Here is a 20,037-nt window from a genome sequence, read left to right on the forward strand (position 1 = left end):
CTCATTCCACACGGTGGCGACTCCCGGCAGCCACCGGGGGCAGCGCGGCGGCCGCGTCGTGGAACGCCCGGCGCAGGGCGACGATCCCGTCGCCCGTCCTCGTCGGGTGCACCCGGTTGGTGAGCAGCACGGCGTACCGACGCGTCGCCGGGTCGACCCAGAGGCTGGTGCCGGTGAAGCCCGTGTGGCCGTACGAGTCCGGGCCGAACACCTCCCCGGCGGGGGAGCCGACCGGGTCGCGGCCCTGCCAGGCCAGCGCGCGCCGCAGCGCCAGGTCGTCCGTGTGGGCGGCCGTCATCAGGGCGAAGGTGTCGGGCCGCAGCAGGTCCCGGCCGCCGGCGGCGAGGGCGGCGCCGAGACGTTCCATGTCCGCGAGGGTGGAGAACAGGCCCGCGTGCCCGCCTGCCGCGCCGAGCACCACCGCGTTCTCGTCGTGGACCTCGCCCACCACCCGGCGGCCGCGCCAGGGGCAGTCCTCGGTGGCCACCGCGCGCGCCCGGCGCCCGGCGTCCGGCCGGAAGACGGTGTCGCGCAGGCCGAGCGGCGCGCACACCAGCCGCTCCACCAGTGCGTCCAGGGGCTCCCCGGCCGCCGCCTCGGCGATCAGGCCGAGGACGATGAACCCCTGCGAGGAGTACTGGACGCGGGTGCCCGGCTTCGCGGTCAACGGCAGCAGGCGCACCGCCTCCAGCAGCGCCGCGCGGGTGGAGTGGTCGCGGTACAGCGGCACCTGCCCCGGTATCCCCGAGGTGTGCGTGAGGAGTTGACGCACGGTCAGCTCCGCCTTGTCGCCGCCCCGGTAGTCCGGCAGGTACGCGCCCACGGTGTCGTCGAGGCCGAGCGCGCCGCGTTCGACGAGGGCCATGACCACGAGTCCGGCCACCGGCTTGGTGACCGAGGCGAGGTCCCACACGTCGTCGCCGTCCAGCGGCGGCCCGTCCCAGGCCCGGGTGCCGGTCCAGCCCCGGTCCAGCGGTCCCTCCGGGTCCCCGACGGACCAGGCGGCGCCGGAGCAGACGCGTCGCTCCCGCCCCTCGGCGAGGAGTTCGGCCAGGGCGCTCATGCCTCCTCACCGCCGCCGGCCGCGCCCACCACGCCGAGCACGGGGGTGCGCGCGCCGAGCCCGGCGGACACCGTGCGCGCGGCCGCCCGCACCATCGGCCCGAACACCTCCACGCTGCCGGGGTCGAGGGTGAAGGTGAGCCCGGCGATGCCGATGGCACCCACGGCCCGGCCCTCCGCGTCCAGCACGGGAGCCGCCACCGACCGCATGTCCGGCTCGTCGTACTCGTCGTCCACGGCGTAGCCGCACAGCGCCGCCCGTGCGAGCACCGCCCGCAGCGCGGCGGGGTCGGTGGGCGTGCCCGGCGTGCGCGCCTCCAGGTCCGGTGCGTCCAGGACGGCGGCGGTCTCCTCGGCGGGCAGCGCCGCGAGCATGGCGAGCCCCACGCCGCAGGCGTGGAGCGGCGACCGGTGGCCGGGCCGGGTGGCCATCCGGTACTCACGGGCCGGCTCCGACTGCTCCAGGTACACGGCGTCGGACGCGTGGCGCACCGCGTAGAACGCGACGTGGCCGGTGCGCCGGCGCAGGTCGGCGAGGGCGGGCCTGGTCAGCTCCAGTACCCGGCTGTCGTTCAGGGCCGCCGCCGCCAGGCCCAGCAGCCGGGGCCCCGGACGGTAGCTGCCGCCCTCGGCGGGCTCGGCGAAGCCGTACTCCGCCATGGTCCGCAGATGCCGGTGGACGGTCGGTTTGGTCAGTCCTGTGCGGCGCGCGATCTCTCCCAGCCGGTGGGGGCCACCGGGCTGGACGAGCGCATCGAGCACCTCCATCGCCTTGTCGACGGGGCCCTTCACGAGTTCCTGGTCGACCGACCGGGTGTTGACCGCTTTCACCATGTCGCTTAGCTTAACCCAACCGCATTCCATCTGACGGAACGGAGGTGTTGTTCAATGGAACGAATTTTTCAGGGGCGCACGGTGGACCGCAGCCGTCCCAGCCGACGCCACGTCCTGCGGACCGGTGGTCTGCTGCTCGGAGCCCTCAGCGCTCCGGCGCTCCTGACCGCGTGCGGCACGACGGCCGCCGCGGACCGGGCCGGCAACGTGCTGCGGGTCTCCCAGACGGGCGACCCGAAGACGCTGGACCCGCAGAAGCAGGGCGACATGGTGTCGATGAACGTCCTGATCAACATGTTCGACACCCTCACCACCCGCGGCCGGGACAACCGGCTGCACCCCAGACTCGCCCTGAGCTGGAAGGCCACCGACGCGCGGACCTGGCGCTTCGTGCTCCGACCCGGGGTGACCTTCCACAACGGCGAGGTGTGCGACGCGCGGGCCGTCGCCTTCAGCATCGAGCGGCTGCTGGACCCCGCGACCAAGTCACCGATCGTCGAACTGCGCTTCGTCGAGGGCGTCACCGTCGTCGACCGGCTCACCGTCGACATCCACACCACCGTGCACGACCCCATCCTGCCCGCCAAGCTCTCCCTGTTCGGCGGCGTCGTCGTACCGCCCCGCCACCTCGCCGAGGTGGGCGACGCGGCCTTCGCCGACCACCCCGTCGGCACCGGGCCCTTCACCTTCGAGAGCTGGCAGCGCGACCACGAACTGCGGATGCGGGCCCATGCCGGCCACTGGAACGGACGCCCGGCCGTCGACGGCCTCGTCTTCAGCCCGGCGCCCAACGCCTCGTCCTCCCTGGCCGCGCTCCAGAGCGGCGGCGTCGACCTCGTCGCCGGACTCACCCCGGACGCCGCCCAGCAACTCGACGGCTACGGCGGCATCAGCATCGACGGCTACACGGGGATCCGCACCGCCTACCTGTCCCTGAACACCCTGGAAAACGGCCCGCTCCAGGACCGCCGGGTACGCCAGGCGCTCAACCACGCGATCGACGTCCCGCTGCTCATCAAGGCCGTGCTCGGCGGCAAGGCCACCGAGACGCCCGCCCTCGTCCCGCGCGGCTCCTTCGGCTTCGACCCCACCGTCAAGCCCTTCACCCGCTCCGTCGACACCGCGCGGCGGCTGCTCGCCGAGGCCGGTCACCCGCACGGCTTCTCCACCACGCTCACCGCCTCCAACGTCGACGCCAACGTCGCCGAGGCCCTGTCCGGACTCCTCGCCGGGGCCGGGGTGGACGCCCGCGTCAACCTGCTCGACCCCGGCACCTACTCCGCCCGCCTCACCTCCGACAACCGCGGTGCGCTCGGCCCGATCTACCTCGCGGCCAGCACCGTCTGGACGATGGACGGCGCGAGCATCGTCCAGTCCAACGTGCGCAGCGACCGCCGCCAGAGCCGCTGGCACTCCGCCGAGGCCGACCGCCTCATCGACGCCGAGGAACTCTCCGAGGACCCCCGCAGGCGCGAAGAGGCCTTCTCGGACCTGCAACGGCTGATGCGCCGGGAAGCACCCTTCGTCTTCCTCTACCAGATCGACAACATCATCGCCCGCAACGACCGGCCCCGCTGGACGCCGGGAGCCGCGGGCGTCCTCTCGATGGAGAGCGCGGAGGTCTCCCGATGAGCGCCCTCACCCTCGACAAACCACCCACCCCGGCGGACACCCCGACCCGCCGCACGGACCGGACGGGCCCGCTGCGAGGGGTGCTCAGGCGCCTGCTCACCGCCCTGTTCGTGCTGTTCTGCACGGCGACCGTCGCCTTCTTCCTCGTCCGCCTGTCCGGCGACCCGGTGAAGATCCTGCTGCCGCCGGACGCCACGGCCGAACAGGAACAGGTGCTGCGCCACTCGCTGGGCCTGGACCAGTCCCTGTTCGCCCAGTACCTCGACTACCTCCGGGGACTGCTCCACCTCGACTTCGGCGACTCCCTCGTCTACGGCCAGCCCGTGAGCGAGATCCTCGCCGACCGGCTGCCGGCCACGATCGAACTGGCCGCCGCCGCGCTCGCGGTGACCCTCGTCATCGCGATCCCGGCGGGCATCCTCGCCGCCATGCGCCGCGGCCGGGGCACCGACAAGACCGTGATGACCGGCGTCCTGCTCGGCCAGTCCACCCCGCCGTTCTGGGTCGGCATCCTGCTCATCCTGGTCTTCGCCGTCTGGCTGCGCGCCCTGCCCGCCTCCGGTTACGGCACCCTCGCCAACCTGGTCCTGCCCGCCGTCACCCTCGCCGTGTACTCCGTCGCCGTCGTCGCCCGTCTGCTGCGCTCCTCACTGATCGACGTCCTGTCCTCCGATCACATCCGCAGCGCCCGGGCCAAGGGATTCGGGCCGCTGCAAGTGGTGCTCAGGCACGGACTGCGCAACGCCTCGCTGCCGGTGGTGACCGTCGTCGGCCTGGAGGTCGGCAACCTGCTCGGCGGGGCGATCCTCACCGAACGGGTCTTCTCCTGGCCCGGGGTGGGCCAGCTGACCGTCGAGGCGATCTCCAACCGCGACTTCCCGCTCGTCCAGGCCACCGTCCTGTTCTTCGCCGCCACCTTCGTCGTGGTGAACCTGCTCGTCGACCTCTCCTACAGCTTCCTCGACCCGAGGGTGAGGACGTCCCGATGACCGTCATGTCACCGGCCGCGACCGACGTGACCCCGGAGAAGAAGCCGTCCGGCGGCTCCGGATCCGTCGTCCTGCGCGGCCTGCTGCGCAACAGGCTCGCCGTACTGGCCCTCGCCGTGCTCGTACTGCTGCTGTTCGCCGCCCTGTTCGCCCCGCTGATCGCCCCCTACGACCCCAACGCGCAGAACCTGCTGCTGCGGCTGCGGCCCCCCGCCTGGCAGGACGGCGGCAGCGGCGCCCACCTCCTCGGCACCGACCAGCTCGGCCGCGACATGCTCTCGCGCGTCATCCACGGCGCCCGGGTCTCCCTGCTCGTCGGCGCCGGCGCCGCACTCCTCGCCGGCGTCATCGGTACGGCCGTGGGCCTCGCCTCCGGATACTTCGGCGGCTGGGCCGACCGCACTCTCATGCGGCTCGCGGACGTCCAGCTCGCCTTCCCCTCGCTGCTGCTGGCCCTCGCCGTCGTCGGCTTCCTCGGCTCCGGCCTGTGGGTCGTGATCGTGGTGCTCGGCTTCACCGGCTGGGTCTCCTACGCCCGCGTCGTACGCGCCGAGGTGATGTCGCTGCGCACCCGCGACTTCGTCACCGAGGCCCGCGCGATCGGCGTCACCGACGTCACCATCATGCGCCGCCACCTGCTGCCCAACGTGATGGCGCCGCTGGCCACCATCGGCACCCTGCACGTCGCCGCCGCCATCGTCGCCGAGGCCTCCCTCAGCTACCTGGGCCTGGGCGTCCCCAAGGAGACGGTCACCTGGGGCGGCATGCTCGCCGACGGCCAGCTCTACCTGGGCACCTCCTGGTGGGTCGCCGTCTTCCCCGGCATCGCGCTGATGCTGACCTCCCTCGCCATCAACATCACCGGCGACGCCCTGCGGGACGTCGCGGACCCGAAGGCCTACCGCCGATGAGCAACGACCGACCGACAACCGGCTCCGGCCGAACCACGGGCGACGCACCCCGGCCGCCCGCCGACCAGCGACCGCTCCTCGAGATCGACGGCCTCAGCGTCGACTTCCGCCTGGCGGGCTCCGTCGTCCACGCCGTCCGGGACGTCTCCCTGCACGTCCGCGCCGGCGAGACCCTCGCCGTGGTGGGGGAGTCCGGCAGCGGAAAGAGCGCCACCGCGCTGTCCGTCCTGCGTCTCAACCCGAGCCCGCCGTGCGTCTATGCGAGCGGCGAGATCCGCTTCGAGGGACGCGACCTGCTGCGCCTGTCCGAGAAGGAGCTCGGCAGGGTCCGGGGCCGCGACATCGCCATGGTCTTCCAGGACCCGATGACCTGCCTCGACCCGCTCCAGCGCGTCGGCGCCCAGGTGGCCGAGGTCCTCAGGCACCACACCGGCATGTCCCGCGCCGAGGCCGGACAGGCCGCGCTGGCGGCCCTCGACGAGGTCGGCATTCCCGACCCGGCCCAGCGCTACCGCCAGTACCCGCACGAACTCTCCGGCGGCCTGCGCCAGCGCGTGATGATCGCGACCGCGCTGGTGGCCCGCCCCCGCGTCCTCATCGCCGACGAGCCGACCACCGCCCTGGACGTCACCGTGCAGCGCCAGATCCTCGACCTCCTGGTCACCCTCCAGCACAAGCACGACATGGCCGTCGTGCTGATCACCCACGATCTCGCGGTCGTCGCGGAGACCGCCGACCGGGTCGTCGTCATGAACAGGGGCAGGGTCGTCGAGACCGGCGACGTCCTCGACGTGTTCGACCGCCCGGCCGACGACTACACCCGCCGGCTCCTGGCGGCCACCCCACGACTGGAGGCGGCATGAGCACCGACGCGACCGACACCCCCGCCCCCGCGCCCACGTCCGCCGGGCCGCTCCTCGAACTGGACGGCCTGCGCAAGGAGTTCGGCGGCCGGTCCCGGAACGTCGCCGTCGACGACGTGTCGCTCGAAGTCCGTGAGGGCGAGACCGTGGCCCTGGTCGGCGAGTCCGGCTGCGGCAAGACCACCCTCACCCGGCTGCTCCTCGGACTCCTCGAACCCACCGCCGGAAGCGTGCGCTTCGACGGACAGGACCTCGCCGCCCTCACCGCGTCCCAAATGCGGGGTGTACGACGGCAGATGCAGGTGGTTCTCCAGGACCCCTACTCCAGCATGAACCCGCGCATGCGCATCACCGACATCGTCGCCGAACCGCTGGTCACCCACGACCCCGAGGCACGCGGGCGGCGCGCACGGGCCCGCAACCGGGAACGGGTCGGGGAACTCCTGGAGGCCGTCGGCCTGGACACCGGCATTCAGGACCGCTACCCGCACGAGTTCTCCGGCGGCCAGCGCCAGCGCGTCTCGATCGCACGGGCCCTGGCACTCCGTCCCCGGCTGCTGGTGCTCGACGAGCCGACCAGCGCCCTGGACGTCTCCGTGCAGGCGACCGTCCTCGACCTCCTGGCGGACCTGCAACAGCGGCTGGGCCTCACCTACGTCTTCGTCTCGCACAACCTCGCCGTGGTGGCGCAGGTGGCCGACCGGGTCGCGGTGATGAGCCGGGGGAGCCTGGTCGAGGTGGGCGAGGCGGCGGCGGTGCTGCGCACCCCGCGGCACCCCTATACGCGGCAGCTCCTCGACGCCGTACCGGTCCTCGACCCGCGCCGGGGCCGACGGGCCGCGGCACGCGCGTCCGCCCCGACGGACGAACCGACGGACGAACCGACGGACGAACCGACGAACGAAGCGACGGACGAAGCGACGGACGAAGCGAGCCGATGAACCGCCCCACGCTAGAGGTGCGACAGCACCAGACCCGCCCCGCCGAGGAGTGCCACGTCGTCGACCGCGGCGGTGCCGACCAGCACCCGCGGCTGCTCGGCCCCCGCGAAGGCGACCGCGTCCCGCAGCCGCTCCTCCACCACGGTGCGGAAGCGCTCACCGCCCTCACGGGCCTCGCCGTGCAGGATGAACAGGCCCGGCGCGAAGAGCTGCTGCACGTTCACCAGTCCCAGGGCGAGGTTGTGCGCGTACTCCTCCACCACCTGCCCGGCGAGCGGCTCCCCGCCGCCGACCAGCTCGGCCAGCGACACCGCCGCCCCGAGCCCCGCGGCACGCGCCCTGGCCCGCAGCCAGCCGGAGGTGGCCAGGGTCTTCCAGCAGCCCCGGTTCCCGCACGTGCAGCGCTCGCCGCTGGCCGACACGGTCATGTGCGCGCCGCTGCGCCCGCCGGGCGGGGCCATCACCTCACCGTCGTAGAGGACACCCACCCCGAGGACCTCGCCGGTCGAGACCGAGGCGAAGGTGCGCCGTCCGCGGCCCGCGCCGAACCAGCGGTCGCCGAGCACCTGGAGCCGCGCCCGGTGCTCCACCCGGACCCCGACGCCGGTGAGGGCGCCGAGCCGCTCCGTCACCGGAAAGCCGCGCAGGCCCGGCACGTCGTTGACCTCCAGGATCAGTCCCGTGAGGGGGTCCACCAGCCCCGCGGCGGCCACGCCGATCCCCTGGACCTCGTGGGCGGCGAAGACACCGGCCACCCCGGCCAGTGCCCCGTCGATGTCCGCGGGGGTCGCGGTCGCGGCGTCGTACGACACCTCGGTGCGGTCGAGCACCCGGCCGGCCATGGACAGCACGGCCGCCGTGACGCGGCCGGGAACCAGCTCGACGGCCCCCAGCCGCCGCGGTGCCGCAGGAGTGGCCGGTTGCCGCGCGGCCTCGGGGACCAGTCGCAACGGAGAACTTTCGTGGACCATGCGCCGACTCTGCCATGGCCGTGTTTGGGAGAGGTAGCACTGTGAGCCAATCGAAACTGACCGAACTCACCTGGCGGGAGGTGCGCCGGGCCGGCGAGCGGGGCATCGCCCTGCTGCCCATCGGATCCCAGGAGCAGCACGCCGCGCACCTGCCGATGGGGACCGACACCCTCCTGGTGGAGGAGGTCGTGGACCGGGCGCTGGCCCTTCTCGACCACGGAACCCCCGCGTCCCCCGAACCCCCCGCCGCCGAGGTCGTGCGACTGCCCGCGCTGCCCTTCGGGCACAGTCCGCACCACCTGTTCGCGGCGGCCGTCTCGCTCTCCGCGGCGACCCTGGGCGCCGTCCTCGACGACGTTCTCGACTCGCTCGTGACCAGCGGATACCGCCGGGTCATGGTCGTCAACGGCCACGGTGGCAACGACGAGATCATGCGGCTCGCCGTGAAGCGGTTCGCGCTGCGCGCCCGGGTCACGGTCGCCGCCTGCTCCTACTGGACCCTCACGGCGGGCGAGGACGAGGCCGGGCGGCCGGACGTCACCCCGGGGCACGCCGGATGGTTCGAGACGTCCCTCATGCTCGCCGCCCGTCCCGCCCTGGTGCGCACCCCCGTGCCCGCCCGCACCCCCGTCGAGCCGCCCCCGCTGTTCGACCACCCGCCCCACCCCGGCCTGACCGTCGAGCGGCACGGCGAGTGGGAGCGGGTCGACGGGTCCACCGACGACGCCTCCGGGGCCGACGCCGACCGGGGCGGCCGGCTCCTCGACGACCGGGCGCGGGGACTGGCCCGCGCGATCCGGGCCTTCGACGCGGCGAGCCGGTGACCCCCATGATGCGAGGAGAAGAAATGAAGATCACCGACGTCGACGTGTGGGTCGTCAACCTCCCACTCGTCAACCCCTTCACCAGTTCCTTCGAGACCAAGACCGGGGAGACCCGCACCGTCGTGCGCGTGCGCACCGACGCCGGCGTCGAGGGCTGGGGCGAGACGATGTGGGGCGCGCCGGTCGCCGCGATCGTCCGCCAGATGGTGCCGGACCTGATCGGGACCAGCCCGTTCGCGCTGGAGGGCTTCCACCGCAAGCAGCACATGGTGCCCTTCTTCTACGGCTACCTCGGCTACGCGGCGATCGCCGCCGTCGACGTCGCCTGCTGGGACGCGATGGGCAAGGCCACCGGCCAGTCCGTGACCGACCTGCTGGGCGGCGCCGTCCGCGACGAGGTGCCGATCACCGCGCTGATCACCCGTGCCGACGCGCCGGGGGCAACCCCGGCCGACCTGCCCGGGGCCATGGCGGAGCACGCGGTGCGCGTCGTCGAGGAGGGCGGTTTCGACGCCGTCAAACTCAAGGGCACCAAGGACTGCGCGGGCGACGTCGCCATCCTGCGCGCGGTCCGCGAGGCGCTGCCCGCCGTGAACCTGCGGGTCGACCCGAACGCGGCCTGGTCCGTCCCCGACTCGGTCCGGGCCGGCATCGCCCTGGAGGAACTGGACCTGGAGTACCTGGAGGACCCCTGCGCCGGCATCGAGGGGATGTCGCAGGTGAAGGCGAAGGTGCGCATTCCGCTGTGCACCAACATGTGCGTCGTCCGCTTCGAGGACTTCGCCCCGGCCATGCGGCTGAACGCGGTCGACGTCATCCACGGTGACGTCTACAAGTGGGGCGGCATCGCGGCGACCAAGGCGCTCGCCGCGCACTGCGAGACCTTCGGCCTGGGCATGAACCTGCACAGCGGCGGCGAACTCGGCATCGCCACGGCAGCCCACCTGGCCGTCGTGTCGAGCACGCCCGTGCTGTCGCGGGCCATCGACAGCATGTACTACCTGCACGCGGACGACATCATCGAGCCGCTGCACCTGGAGAACGGCCGGCTGCGGGTGCCGTCGGGACCGGGCCTGGGCGTGAGCGTGGACGAGGACAAGCTCCGCCACTACGCGGGCGTCAACGAGCGGGACGGTGACCTGACCGGATGAGCGGGCCGAACGGCAAGCAGGCGGTGCACACGGACCGGGCACCCCGTCCCGCGGGCGCCTACTCCCAGGGGGTGGTGGCGGGCGGGTTCCTGTTCACGGCCGGTTTCGGCCCCCAGGACCCCGCCACCGGCGCCGTGCCGGAAGGGGTGGCGGCGCAGACCGCGCAGGTGCTGCGCAACGTGGCGGCGGTCCTCGCGGCACGGGGCCTGTCCCTGCGGGACGTCGTGAAGGTCACGGCACACCTGCAGCACCTCCGCCGGGACTTCGCCGCGTACGACGCGGCCTACCGCACCTTCTTCGAGGAACCCTGCCCGGTGCGCACCACGGTCGGGTCCGACCTGATGGACATCCTCGTGGAGATCGACGTGGTGGCCCTCCTGCCCGGCGCGGACCGGCCGGGGTGAACCGCCGCCTGCCCGCCGGCCCCGCCGGGGCCGGCGGGCACCGCAGCCGTACGCTGATCAGCACCGACCGAGATCGTGTGGGAGTCGAACGTCATGCCCCTGCTGGAGCCCAAGCCGGAAGCCCTCCGTCCCGGCACGCCCCGTGTCGCGTCCGCCGACCGGGTGCCCGACGCCGGGGCCACGGGTACCCCCGAGCCGCTGCGGGCCGGCCTGACCGCTCTGCTGGGCCCCGACAAGGTCCTGTGGAAGGTCTCCGACCTGGTGAAGTACGCCTCCGACGCCAGCCCCTACCGGTTCGTGCCGCAGGTCGTCGTACTCCCGGAGAACATCGACGACGTCTCCGCCGTGCTGGCGTACGCGCGCGACCACGGCCGCCGGCTCGTCTTCCGCGCCGCCGGCACCAGCCTCAACGGCCAGGCCCAGGGCGAGGACGTCCTCGTCGACGTGCGGCGGCACTTCACGGGCATCGAGGTCCTGGACGGCGGCGCACGGGCCCGCATCCGGCCCGGGACCACGGTCATGCGGGCCAACGCGACCCTCGCCCGGTACGGCAGGATCCTGGGGCCCGACCCGGCCAGCGCCATCGCCTGCACCCTCGGCGGGGTGGTCGCCAACAACGCCTCCGGCATGACCGCGGGCACCACCCGCAACTCCTACCGCACCCTCGCCTCGCTGACCTTCGTGCTGCCCGGCGGCACCGTCGTCGACACGGCCGACCCGCACGCGGACGAGACGCTGGCGCGGACCGAGCCGGAGCTGTGCGAGGGACTGCTGGCGCTGAAGGCGGAGATCGAGGCGGACCCGGAGCTCACCGCCCGCATCCGGGCCAAGTACGAGATCAAGAACACCAACGGCTACCGGCTGGACGCCTTCCTGGACGGCGCGACGCCGGTGCAGATCCTGCGCGGGCTCATGGTCGGCTCCGAGGGCACCTTCGGCTTCATCTCCGACGTCGTCTTCGACACCCTGCCGCTGGACCGCAGGGTCTCCAGCGGCCTGCTCTTCTTCCCCTCGCTGACCGCCGCCGCGGCGGCCGTGCCCCTGTTCAACGAGGCGGGGGCCATCGCCGTCGAGCTGATGGACGGCAACACGCTGCGCGCCTCGGTGAGCGTGCGGGGCGTACCGGCCGACTGGGCCGGTCTGCCGAAGGAGACCGCGGCGCTGCTGGTGGAGTTCCGGGCGCCCGACGAGGCGGGGCAGGAGGCCTTCGAGCGGGCGGCGGCCCGGGTCGTGGAACGCCTCGAACTGGTCGCACCGGTCGCCTCGGTGACCAACGAGTTCACCCGCGACGCCAAGGTCGTCTCCGGCTACTGGAAGGCCCGCAAGGCCTTCGTCACGGCGGTCGGCGGCTCCCGCCCGGCGGGCACCACCCTGATCACGGAGGACTTCGCGGTCCCGCCTTCCCGGCTGGCGGACGCCTGCGAGGCGCTGCTCGGCCTCCAGGCGGAGCACGGTTTCGACGCCGCCGTCGCCGGTCACGCCGCCCACGGCAACCTGCACTTCCTGCTCGCCTTCGACGCCTCACAGGCCTCCGACGTCGACCGGTACGCCGCGTTCATGGACGACTTCTGCCGGATGACCGTGGAGCGTTTCGACGGGTCGCTGAAGGCGGAGCACGCCACCGGACGCAACATCGCCCCCTTCCTGGAACTGGAATGGGGGCCCCGGGCCACCGAGTTGATGTGGCGTCTGAAGCGGCTGATCGACCCCGAGGGTGTGCTGGCGCCCCGGGTCGTCCTCGACCGCGACCCGAGGGCCCATCTGCGCGGACTGAAGACGATCCCCGGGATCGAGCCGGTCGCCGACCCCTGCATCGAGTGCGGCTTCTGCGAACCCACCTGCCCCAGCCACGACCTGACGACGACCCCGCGCCAACGCATCGTGCTGCGCAGGGAGATGCTGCGGCAGCCGGACGGCTCCCCGGTGCAGGAACAGCTCCTCGCCTCCTACGGCTACGACGCCGTCGACACCTGCGCGGGCGACTCCACCTGCGCGATCGCCTGCCCGGTCGGCATCGACACCGGCGCCATGATGAAGGACTTCCGCCACCGCAGGCACTCGCCGCGCGAGGAGCGGATCGCCGCACTGACCGCCAAGCGCTTCAAGACCGTCGAGGCGTCGGCCCGCCTCGCGGTCGGCGCGGCCGAAAGGATCAGCGACCGGCTGCTGGAGGCCGCCACCGGCCTCGCCCGCAAAGCCGTACGCCCCGATCTGGTGCCCGAGTGGCTGCCGGAGATCCCGGGCGCCGCCGCCCGCACCGCGCCGCCCACCTCCCGGGCGGGGGCGAGCGCCGTCTACTACCCGGCCTGCGTCAACCGGATCTTCGGTGGTCCGGACGGCGACGGCACCCCCTCGCTCCAGCAGGCCGTGGTCGACGTCTCGGCCCGCGCCGGCCGGCCGGTGTGGATCCCGGACGACGTGGCGGGCACCTGCTGCTCGACGATCTGGCACTCCAAGGGCTACGAGGACGGCAACACCGTGATGGCCAACCGCGTCGTCGAGGCCGCCTGGGCCTGGACCGACGGCGGGCGGATCCCGCTCGTCGTCGACGCCTCCTCCTGCACGCTCGGCATCCAGCACGAGGTCGTCCCCCACCTCACCCGCGCCAACCGGGAACTGCACGCGCGCCTGAAGGTGGTCGACTCCGTCGTGTGGGCCGCCGAGGAGCTCCTGCCGCGGCTGACGATCCGCCGCACGACCGGTTCGGCCGTGCTGCACCCGACCTGCTCGATGCAGCACCTGGGCGACGTCGACCGGCTCCGCGCGGTCGCCGAGGCGGTCGCCGACGAGGTCGTCGTCCCGGACGACGCCGGATGCTGCGCCTTCGCGGGGGACCGCGGCATGCTGCACAAGGAGCTGACGGAGTCGGCGACGGCGAAGGAGGCCGCGGAGGTGACCTCGCGCCCCTACGACGCCCACCTGTCCGCCAACCGCATGTGCGAGATCGGCATGGACCGAGCGACGGGGCGTGCGTACCACTCGGTCCTCATCGAACTGGACCGGGCGACCCGCCCCTCCTGACCCGCGCGGATACGCGTGAACGACTGGCCAAGCAATCACCACGGGTGCTGCCGGTGCCCCAGACTGGGCGCATGGAGTTCTTCTGCTACCACCGTGACCGGGCCGGCTCCCTGACACTGCGTGAGGAGCTGCTCGAGGCGCACTGGAGCTACATGGACGGGTACGCCGCGGAGATGATCGCGCGGGGCCCGACCCTCACCGGGGACCGCGAGGTGCCCACGGGCAGCGTGCACGTACTCGACCTGCCCGATCCGGCCGCCGCCCGGGCGTTCGCCTTCGACGAGCCCGGACACCAGGCCGGCGTCTACCGGGACGTGCTGCTGCGCCGGTGGCGCAACACGCTGGGGCGCACCATGTGGGACTTCCCCGGCGGCCCGACCGAGGGAGACGGGTTCCTGGTGCTCGGCCTGGGCGCCGGGAAGGCCACCGACCTGGACGTGCCGCCCGGCCGGGACGAGCTGATCGCGTACGGCCCCCTGCTCTCCGACGACGGCGGCACCTGGCTGGGCACGGCGGCACTGGTGCGGGCGCCGGACCCGGCCACGGCACGGGGCGTGCTGACGCCGGAGCGGTACGCCGAGCTCGAGGTCCACCCCTGGCAGTTCGGCGGGCGCCCGTCGTGAACCCGGCCGTGGCCCGGGGCCACCGGCGTCAGGTCCCCGGGCCCGACCGGTCCAGTTCGGCGAGCGTGGTCGTGCTGACCTGCTTCGGGGACCTGGACGCGGCGGCCTCGCTCGTCGCGGAGATCCCCGCGGTGCAGGACGCGGCCGGAGGCAGCCTCATGCCCTACGGCGCCCTGGGGCTCGCCGCGCTGCGGGACGGCGGGGAGGAGGCCGACGCGCTGATCCGCGAGGGCCTGGAGGGGGCCGTCGCGCGCGGAGGGGGGATCGGTGTCGCCATCGCACAGCGGGCCAGGGCCCTGCTCCGCAACGGACAGGGCGAATGCGAACGTGCGTTCGATGCGGCGCGTCGGGCGAGCGAGCACCCGGACGACCTGGTCGCGGGCAACTGGGGCCTGACCGAGCTGGTCGAGGCGGCGGCCCGCCTCGGTGACCGCGAGGCGGCCGGGGCCGCGCTGGACCGGCTCACCGCGACGACCGGGGCCGCCGGCACCGACTGGGCCCTGGGCGTCCAGGCGCGCTCCCGTGCCCTGCTCGTCGAGGGCGACGCCGCCGAGGACCTGTACCGCGAGGCCGTCGATCGCCTCGGCCGCACCCGCGTGCGGGTGGAACTGGCCCGCGCGCATCTGCTGTACGGCGAGTGGCTGCGACGGGAGAACCGCCGCGGCGACGCCCGTGAGCAGCTCAAGCGGGCCCACGGGATGTTCACCGGGATCGGCGCCGGTGTCTTCACCGAGCGCACCGTGCGCGAGCTGAAGGCCACCGGCGAAACGGTGGCCAAGCGGCGTACCGGCGCCACGCCCGCGGCGCTCACCGCCCAGGAGGCACAGATCGCCCGGCTGGCCCGGGACGGGTCCACCAATGCCGAGATCGGGGCCCAGCTGTTCCTCAGCCCGCACACCGTGGAATGGCACCTGCGCGAGGTGTTCGCCAAGCTGGGCATCTCCTCCCGCCGACACCTGCGCGACGCCCTCACCGACCGTCCGGCGGCCAGCACACCCGTCCAGGGCCCGTCCGGCGCGATCCGGCGGCGGCCCGCCGGCCCGTGGGCTCGGCCGGCTCCCGCCGTGCGGGTTCCGCCCGTCGGGCCCATCCTGGAATCCGGGCCACGAAGCCCACAGACCGACCCACCGGGAGGTCCTGTGATTCTGCTCGCGCTGCTCCTACCAGTCGTGATGATGGCCTTCCTCTTCGCCGCGGACGCGCTCGAGGACCTGATCTTCCCGCCCCCGGCGGCTCCCGACGAGGACACCCCGGCCGCGGACATCGCCCGGACGACGTCCCCCTGACCGGAGTCAGGCCGCGCGGCGTTCGTCCAGGGGGCGGCGACGCAGACCCGCCCGCTGGAGCGCCGGGGGCACGAAGACCTGGTCGAGCGCGCCGACGTCGGTGCCCGGCGGGACGATCTCGTCGATCCGGTCGAGCAGGTCGTCACCGAGGGCGACGTCGAGCCCGGCGAGCAGGTCGTCGAGGTGATCCATCGTGCGCGGCCCGACGATCGCACTGGTCACGCCCGGGTGGGCGATGGTGAACGCCATCGCGAGGTGGGTCAGCGGCAGGCCCGCCTCGGCGGCGAGCGGGACGAGCCGTTCGACCGCGTCGAGACGGCGCTCGTCGCCGAGGTGCCGGACGAGCCCGGCGCGGCGCAGCTCGTTCGGCCCGCCCTTGCGCACCCGCCCCGTGAGCAGCCCCTGCCCGAGCGGGCCCCACACCAGCGTGCCCAGCCCGTGGCGCTGCGCGACCGGCAGCACCTCGCGTTCGATGCCGCGGTCGAGCAGCGAGTACGGCGGCTGCTCGGTGTGGAACCGGGCAAGACCGCGCCGCTCGGCGACCCACTGAGCCTCCACCAGGTCGGACGCCGGGGTCGTGGACGTGCCGATCGCACGGACCTTGCCGCTGCGGATCAGGTCGGAGAGCACCGAGAGGGTCTCCTCGACGTCCGTGTCGGGATCCGGCCGGTGGATCTGGTAGAGATCGATGTGATCGGTCCCGAGGCGGCGCAGCGAGTCCTCCACGGCCGTCATGATCCAACGCCGTGAGGCGCCCCGCTGGTTGGGGTCGTCGCCCACCGGGCGGCTCACCTTGGTCGCGAGGACGACACGGTCGCGCCTCCCCCGGATCGCCTTGCCGACGACTTCCTCGGAGTCGCGGTAGGCGTCCGCGGTGTCGATCAGGTTGATCCCGGCGTCCAGCGCCTTGTGGATGATGCGCGCGGAGTCGTCGGGGTCCGGATTTCCGACCGAGGTGGCGAACATCAGGGTGCCGAGTGCGTACGGGCTGACCTTGATGCCCGTGCGGCCGAGCGTGCGGTACTGCATGGCGGTCACGCCTTTCCTTGTGAAGGGACCCGGGCAGCGCACGGCACCGGCGAACCGGGCCGGCGAAACCCGCCGGCCTCCAGGGTGTGGCGCCGCCGCCCGCGGCGGGAGAGACGTCCTCGTCCAGGGACCGGCCGTCCCTGGCTGCGGACGGCGGCGCGGGGCATGGTGGGTGGGTGGACAGAACCGAGCTGGCCGATTTCCTGCGCCACTGCCGTACCCGACTCGCCCCTGCCGACGTGGGCCTCCCGCAGGGTGCGCGGCGCCGCACCCCGGGGCTGCGCCGCGAGGAGGTGGCGCAGCTGGCGGGCATGTCCGCAGACCACTACACACGGCTCGAACAGGCCAGGGGATCGCGTCCGTCCCGGCAGATGCTCGCGGCCGTCGCCCGCGCGCTGCGGCTGACCGACGACGAACGGGACCACCTGTTCCACCTGGCCGGCGAGGAGCCCTCGCGCGACCGCGCGCCCACGGACCACGTCCGCCCCGCCCTGCTGCTCCTCCTGGACCGGCTGACCGACGTCCCCGCCCAGGTGGTGAGCGACCGCGGCGACGTCCTCGCGCAGAACGCGATGGCCAAGGCGCTCCACGGCGACGCGTCCGCCCGTCGCGAGGCGGAGCACAACGTCGTCTGGCGCTTCTTCACGGACCCGGCCGCGCGGGAACACTTCCCGGCCGAGGACCACGACCGGGCCGCCCGCGCGGCGGTGGCGGACCTGCGTGCCACCCTCGCCAAGCGCCCGGACGACGCGCGGCTGGCGGCACTCGTGCGCCGGCTGCGCGCCCGCAGCGAGGAGTTCTCCGCGCTCTGGGACAGCCACGAGGTCGCCGTGCGCCGTGGCGACGTCAAACGCTTCCTGCATCCGGTCGTCGGCCTGCTGGAGCTGGACTGCGAGGTGCTGCTGAGCCCCGAGCACGACCAGCGGCTCGTCGTGTACACCACCCGCCCCGGCAGCGAGTCCCACGAGCGGCTGGAACTGCTGCGCGTGGTCGGCCTCCAAAGCCTGACCAGCGGCTGAACGGGAGGCGGACCGCGGCCTGGGGGAGGCCACGGTCCGCTTCGGGGCCCGGGCACGCCGCGGGCCGGGGGCCGTCAGCCGTCGCTCGTGGTCACCTTCACCTCGTCGACCACCAGTTGCTGCGGGAAGGCGGTCGAGCCGTCGGGGTCGCCGGGCCAGTAGCCGCCGACCGCGAGGTTCAGGATGAGGAAGAACGGCTTGTCGAAGACCCACGTGTTGCCGCCCAGGTCGGCCGGCGTGCGGGTCTGGTAGACGTTGCCGTCGACCGACCAGGTGATCCTGTCCGGCGCCCAGTCCACGGCGAAGGTGTGGAAGGCGTCGGCGAAGGCCTCACCGTTCGGCAGCGTGTAGGCCGCGCCGATGCCGCCCGAGCCGGAGTAGCCGGGTCCGTGGAGGGTGCCGTGGACCGTGGACGGCTCGAAGCCGACGTTCTCCATGACGTCGATCTCGCCCGAGTTGGGCCAGCCGACCTCGCCGATGTCCTGGCCCAGCATCCAGAACGCGGGCCAGATGCCCTGCCCGCGCGGGATCTTCATCCGGGCCTCGACGTGGCCGTAGGTCGCGGTGAACCTGCCGGAGGTGTTCAGCCGCGCGGAGGTGTACTCGCACGTGCCGTACCAGCACTGGTAGTTGCCCGGGTTCTCGCGGCGGGCCTCGATGACGAGGTTGCCCTGCCCGTCGAGCTTCGCGTTGTCGGTGCCGGGGGTGTAGTACTGCCGCTCGTGGTTGTTGACGTTGTCGCCGGTCTCGAGCTGCCACTTGGCGGCGTCGACGCCGGATCCGGCGGGTCCGTCGAAGGTGTCGGAGAACGTCACCGCCGCGGCGGTCTCCGGACCCCGTTCCGCCTGGGCGGGGGTCACCGCGGCGGCCGCGACGAGGGTGGCGGACAGGGTGGCGAGCAGGCAACTGCGGAGCAGTCGTGGGGAGGCCATGTCTCTCCCTTTCGTGGGCCCGCTCCCACGGGGCGGGAGCGGGCACGGGGGTGGGGGGATGGTGGTGCGTCGGTTCGGGCGCGGGTGGGGCCGGCCCGGTCAGCCGAAGGACTCCAGCGTGATCGCCGCGTCCTTGGGGTCGCCGTCGTGCACCAGCGACTCGTGGTTGCCGACGTCGTCGAAGGCGAAGGCGTACGCCCGGCCGTCCTGCATCTGCCCGTGGACGAGGCGGGCGTAGTGGTTGGTGACGTCGTCCTGGTAGAAGCCGGAGTCGTCGGCGTCGGGCTGCTCGGAGTTGGTGAGCAGCGTGGAGCGGTTGTACGCGGCGCACAGGGTCCGCGAAATGGGGCCGCGCACCTGGTCGTTGGGGGCGTCGAGCTTGTTGTAGCAGCCGAAGACCGAGTCCGAGTCCGGCTTCTCGAAGGAGGTCACCACCGCGCCGCTGCCGTCGGTGAAGTCCATCCTGCCGCCGTTCACCCTGCCGAAGAACTTCGTGTCCGGCTGCTCCTTGAACGGCGTCACCGTCAGCGTCTCGGCGGCGTACTTGCTCCATACGCGGTCGATGTAGTCGTCCAGCACACCGGCGGGCAGGTCGCCGGAGCCGACGCCGTGCCCGGGCGCCAGGACGCGCAGCGGCGAGCCGTCGCCCCGGGTCTGGACCAGCCCTTCCCAGCCGCCGCCCTGCTGGGCGAGCCCGTCGGCGACCGCCTTGTACCCGCCGGGCTTCAGCGAACCGGTCTGCTTCGTGGAGCCGTCGCCCGCGGTCAGGCCGACGGAGTAGGGGGCCGAGAACATGTCCACCTGGGTGGAGTTGATCCACAGCCCGGAGTCGTTGAGCGTGTACTCGGTCCAGTTGAACAGCGTGTCGTGGTTGGGGTCGTCGGCGTTCTGGACGGCGGGCTGCACGAGGCCGCCGTCGGCGAGCCGGAAGTCGAGCTTCTTGCCGTACGAGAAGTAGACGCGGCCCGAGAACTTCGGAAGCTGAACGGTCTTTGACCCGCCGTTTGCGGGGCCCGTGAACGAGGCGTCGGGCGCCGGGACGGGCGGGGCGCCACCGGCCGGCCAGGCGTGGAAGGCGCCGCTCTCGTCGGCGTATCCCTGCTGCCCCGAGGCGAGTTCGGTGCCGATCACGGAGACGTAGACCTGCTCGGCACTGCCCGAGTCGTCCTTCAGGGTGAGCGGGATGGTGTCCGGTACGGCCGATGCCGGTTCGGCGGGCCCGACGACGACGGCGACGGCGCCGATCGACGCCGCGACGGCCAGGGACGCCGTCAGCTTGCGTGGGGAAAGCACACGGTCCTCCTTGGTGTGGGGGGACCTGTAGCGTTGTAGTCCTTCCCTGTGCATGTCAACTAGTTGAACGAGATCAATCGGAAGAAGGCGCTCCGGGTTCGGAAGGTGAAGTGGAGGGAAGCTGTGCCCGCCGGATGCCGTGTGTACCGGGGGCGTTGCGGTCCGCTCATTGACATGTCCGCCGTCAATTACGATCCTGGAACCGCTGCCAACTTCCATCGATGTACATCACGGCCCGTGGAAGCGGAGGGA

The 20,037-nt window shown here is 73.0% G+C and carries 17 protein-coding genes and 1 pseudogene; 12 read left to right on the forward strand and 6 right to left on the reverse strand.

What is annotated here, in order from left to right; translation table 11 throughout:
• Nucleotide 1: 1 nt before the first annotated feature.
• The gene (locus C4J65_RS33740) at nucleotides 2-1,063 is read right to left on the reverse strand and encodes a serine hydrolase domain-containing protein (protein WP_115745861.1); all 1,062 of its coding nucleotides are present in this window, start codon (nucleotides 1,061-1,063) and stop codon (nucleotides 2-4) included.
• Entirely contained in the window at nucleotides 1,060-1,896 is an 837-nt protein-coding gene (locus C4J65_RS33745; RefSeq protein WP_115745862.1) for an IclR family transcriptional regulator, read from the reverse strand. The genes C4J65_RS33740 and C4J65_RS33745 overlap by 4 nt, the downstream gene beginning before the upstream one ends.
• A 54-nt stretch (nucleotides 1,897-1,950) precedes the next feature.
• Between C4J65_RS33745 and C4J65_RS33750 the strand changes: the two genes are divergently transcribed.
• The 5 genes from C4J65_RS33750 to C4J65_RS33770 are packed head-to-tail and all read left to right on the forward strand — an operon-like array spanning nucleotide 1,951 to nucleotide 7,232.
• Nucleotides 1,951-3,528, forward strand: a complete 1,578-nt coding sequence (locus C4J65_RS33750; protein ID WP_162833479.1) for an ABC transporter substrate-binding protein — start codon at nucleotides 1,951-1,953, stop codon at nucleotides 3,526-3,528.
• Nucleotides 3,525-4,517: an ABC transporter permease gene (locus tag C4J65_RS33755; protein ID WP_115745864.1), complete on the forward strand. Its 993-nt coding sequence runs from the start codon at nucleotides 3,525-3,527 to the stop codon at nucleotides 4,515-4,517. The genes C4J65_RS33750 and C4J65_RS33755 overlap by 4 nt, the downstream gene beginning before the upstream one ends.
• Nucleotides 4,514-5,428 carry an ABC transporter permease gene (locus tag C4J65_RS33760; protein WP_162833480.1) on the forward strand — a complete coding sequence of 305 codons (915 nt, stop codon included), beginning with the start codon at nucleotides 4,514-4,516 and terminating at the stop codon, nucleotides 5,426-5,428. Before C4J65_RS33755 ends, C4J65_RS33760 begins: the two co-directional genes overlap by 4 nt.
• The gene (locus tag C4J65_RS33765; protein WP_115745865.1) at nucleotides 5,425-6,291 is read left to right on the forward strand and encodes an ABC transporter ATP-binding protein; all 867 of its coding nucleotides are present in this window, start codon (nucleotides 5,425-5,427) and stop codon (nucleotides 6,289-6,291) included. The genes C4J65_RS33760 and C4J65_RS33765 overlap by 4 nt, the downstream gene beginning before the upstream one ends.
• Nucleotides 6,288-7,232, forward strand: a complete 945-nt coding sequence (locus tag C4J65_RS33770; RefSeq protein WP_115745866.1) for an ATP-binding cassette domain-containing protein — start codon at nucleotides 6,288-6,290, stop codon at nucleotides 7,230-7,232. Before C4J65_RS33765 ends, C4J65_RS33770 begins: the two co-directional genes overlap by 4 nt.
• Nucleotides 7,233-7,243: 11 nt before the next feature.
• On the opposite strand, the gene C4J65_RS33775 is transcribed toward C4J65_RS33770, so the two are convergent.
• The gene (locus C4J65_RS33775; protein ID WP_162833659.1) at nucleotides 7,244-8,182 is read right to left on the reverse strand and encodes an ROK family protein; all 939 of its coding nucleotides are present in this window, start codon (nucleotides 8,180-8,182) and stop codon (nucleotides 7,244-7,246) included.
• Between the two features lie 62 nt (nucleotides 8,183-8,244).
• On the opposite strand from C4J65_RS33775, the gene C4J65_RS33780 reads away from it, so the two are divergent.
• The 6 genes from C4J65_RS33780 to C4J65_RS33805 all read left to right on the forward strand — a co-directional run bounded on the left by C4J65_RS33780 (nucleotide 8,245) and on the right by C4J65_RS33805 (nucleotide 15,512).
• Nucleotides 8,245-9,027, forward strand: a complete 783-nt coding sequence (locus C4J65_RS33780) for a creatininase family protein (RefSeq protein ID WP_115745868.1) — start codon at nucleotides 8,245-8,247, stop codon at nucleotides 9,025-9,027.
• Between the two features lie 23 nt (nucleotides 9,028-9,050).
• Entirely contained in the window at nucleotides 9,051-10,178 is a 1,128-nt protein-coding gene (locus C4J65_RS33785) for an enolase C-terminal domain-like protein (RefSeq protein WP_115745869.1), read from the forward strand.
• Nucleotides 10,175-10,582, forward strand: a complete 408-nt coding sequence (locus tag C4J65_RS33790; RefSeq protein WP_115745870.1) for a Rid family hydrolase — start codon at nucleotides 10,175-10,177, stop codon at nucleotides 10,580-10,582. Before C4J65_RS33785 ends, C4J65_RS33790 begins: the two co-directional genes overlap by 4 nt.
• Before the next feature lie 93 nt (nucleotides 10,583-10,675).
• Complete coding sequence (locus tag C4J65_RS33795) at nucleotides 10,676-13,603, forward strand: FAD-binding and (Fe-S)-binding domain-containing protein (RefSeq protein ID WP_115746770.1); 2,928 nt, start codon at nucleotides 10,676-10,678, stop codon at nucleotides 13,601-13,603.
• Nucleotides 13,604-13,674: 71 nt separating this feature from the next.
• Nucleotides 13,675-14,226, forward strand: coding sequence for a YciI family protein (locus C4J65_RS33800; protein WP_115745871.1), 552 nt, complete (start codon nucleotides 13,675-13,677; stop codon nucleotides 14,224-14,226).
• Complete coding sequence (locus tag C4J65_RS33805) at nucleotides 14,223-15,512, forward strand: helix-turn-helix transcriptional regulator (RefSeq protein WP_205351194.1); 1,290 nt, start codon at nucleotides 14,223-14,225, stop codon at nucleotides 15,510-15,512. Before C4J65_RS33800 ends, C4J65_RS33805 begins: the two co-directional genes overlap by 4 nt.
• A gap of 6 nt (nucleotides 15,513-15,518) precedes the next feature.
• Here C4J65_RS33805 and C4J65_RS33815 read toward each other — a convergent pair whose 3' ends face one another.
• Nucleotides 15,519-16,541: an aldo/keto reductase gene (locus C4J65_RS33815; protein WP_115746771.1), complete on the reverse strand. Its 1,023-nt coding sequence runs from the start codon at nucleotides 16,539-16,541 to the stop codon at nucleotides 15,519-15,521.
• A 176-nt stretch (nucleotides 16,542-16,717) separates the two neighbouring features.
• Between C4J65_RS33815 and C4J65_RS33820 the strand changes: the two genes are divergently transcribed.
• Nucleotides 16,718-17,560, forward strand: coding sequence for a helix-turn-helix transcriptional regulator (locus C4J65_RS33820; RefSeq protein ID WP_115745872.1), 843 nt, complete (start codon nucleotides 16,718-16,720; stop codon nucleotides 17,558-17,560).
• 80 nt (nucleotides 17,561-17,640) lie between these two features.
• Here C4J65_RS33820 and C4J65_RS33825 read toward each other — a convergent pair.
• A pseudogene (locus C4J65_RS33825) lies at nucleotides 17,641-18,492 on the reverse strand (glycoside hydrolase family 16 protein); the annotation flags it as partial.
• Nucleotides 18,493-18,591: 99 nt separating this feature from the next.
• Nucleotides 18,592-19,785: a glycoside hydrolase family 64 protein gene (locus tag C4J65_RS33830; protein ID WP_115745874.1), complete on the reverse strand. Its 1,194-nt coding sequence runs from the start codon at nucleotides 19,783-19,785 to the stop codon at nucleotides 18,592-18,594.
• Nucleotides 19,786-20,037 lie beyond the last annotated feature (252 nt).

It is taken from the genome of Streptomyces sp. CB09001, assembly GCF_003369795.1.
Lineage (GTDB): Bacteria > Actinomycetota > Actinomycetes > Streptomycetales > Streptomycetaceae > Streptomyces.

Coding starts and splice junctions, on each gene's coding strand:
- C4J65_RS33795 (WP_115746770.1), top strand. CDS start 10,676: ATGCCCCTGCTGGAGCCCAAGCCGGAAGCCCTCCGTCCCGGCACGCCC.
- C4J65_RS33750 (WP_162833479.1), top strand. CDS start 1,951: ATGGAACGAATTTTTCAGGGGCGCACGGTGGACCGCAGCCGTCCCAGC.
- C4J65_RS33765 (WP_115745865.1), top strand. CDS start 5,425: ATGAGCAACGACCGACCGACAACCGGCTCCGGCCGAACCACGGGCGAC.
- C4J65_RS33815 (WP_115746771.1), bottom strand. CDS start 16,541: ATGCAGTACCGCACGCTCGGCCGCACGGGCATCAAGGTCAGCCCGTAC.
- C4J65_RS33790 (WP_115745870.1), top strand. CDS start 10,175: ATGAGCGGGCCGAACGGCAAGCAGGCGGTGCACACGGACCGGGCACCC.
- C4J65_RS33785 (WP_115745869.1), top strand. CDS start 9,051: ATGAAGATCACCGACGTCGACGTGTGGGTCGTCAACCTCCCACTCGTC.
- C4J65_RS33800 (WP_115745871.1), top strand. CDS start 13,675: ATGGAGTTCTTCTGCTACCACCGTGACCGGGCCGGCTCCCTGACACTG.
- C4J65_RS33755 (WP_115745864.1), top strand. CDS start 3,525: ATGAGCGCCCTCACCCTCGACAAACCACCCACCCCGGCGGACACCCCG.
- C4J65_RS33745 (WP_115745862.1), bottom strand. CDS start 1,896: ATGGTGAAAGCGGTCAACACCCGGTCGGTCGACCAGGAACTCGTGAAG.
- C4J65_RS33760 (WP_162833480.1), top strand. CDS start 4,514: ATGACCGTCATGTCACCGGCCGCGACCGACGTGACCCCGGAGAAGAAG.
- C4J65_RS33740 (WP_115745861.1), bottom strand. CDS start 1,063: ATGAGCGCCCTGGCCGAACTCCTCGCCGAGGGGCGGGAGCGACGCGTC.
- C4J65_RS33770 (WP_115745866.1), top strand. CDS start 6,288: ATGAGCACCGACGCGACCGACACCCCCGCCCCCGCGCCCACGTCCGCC.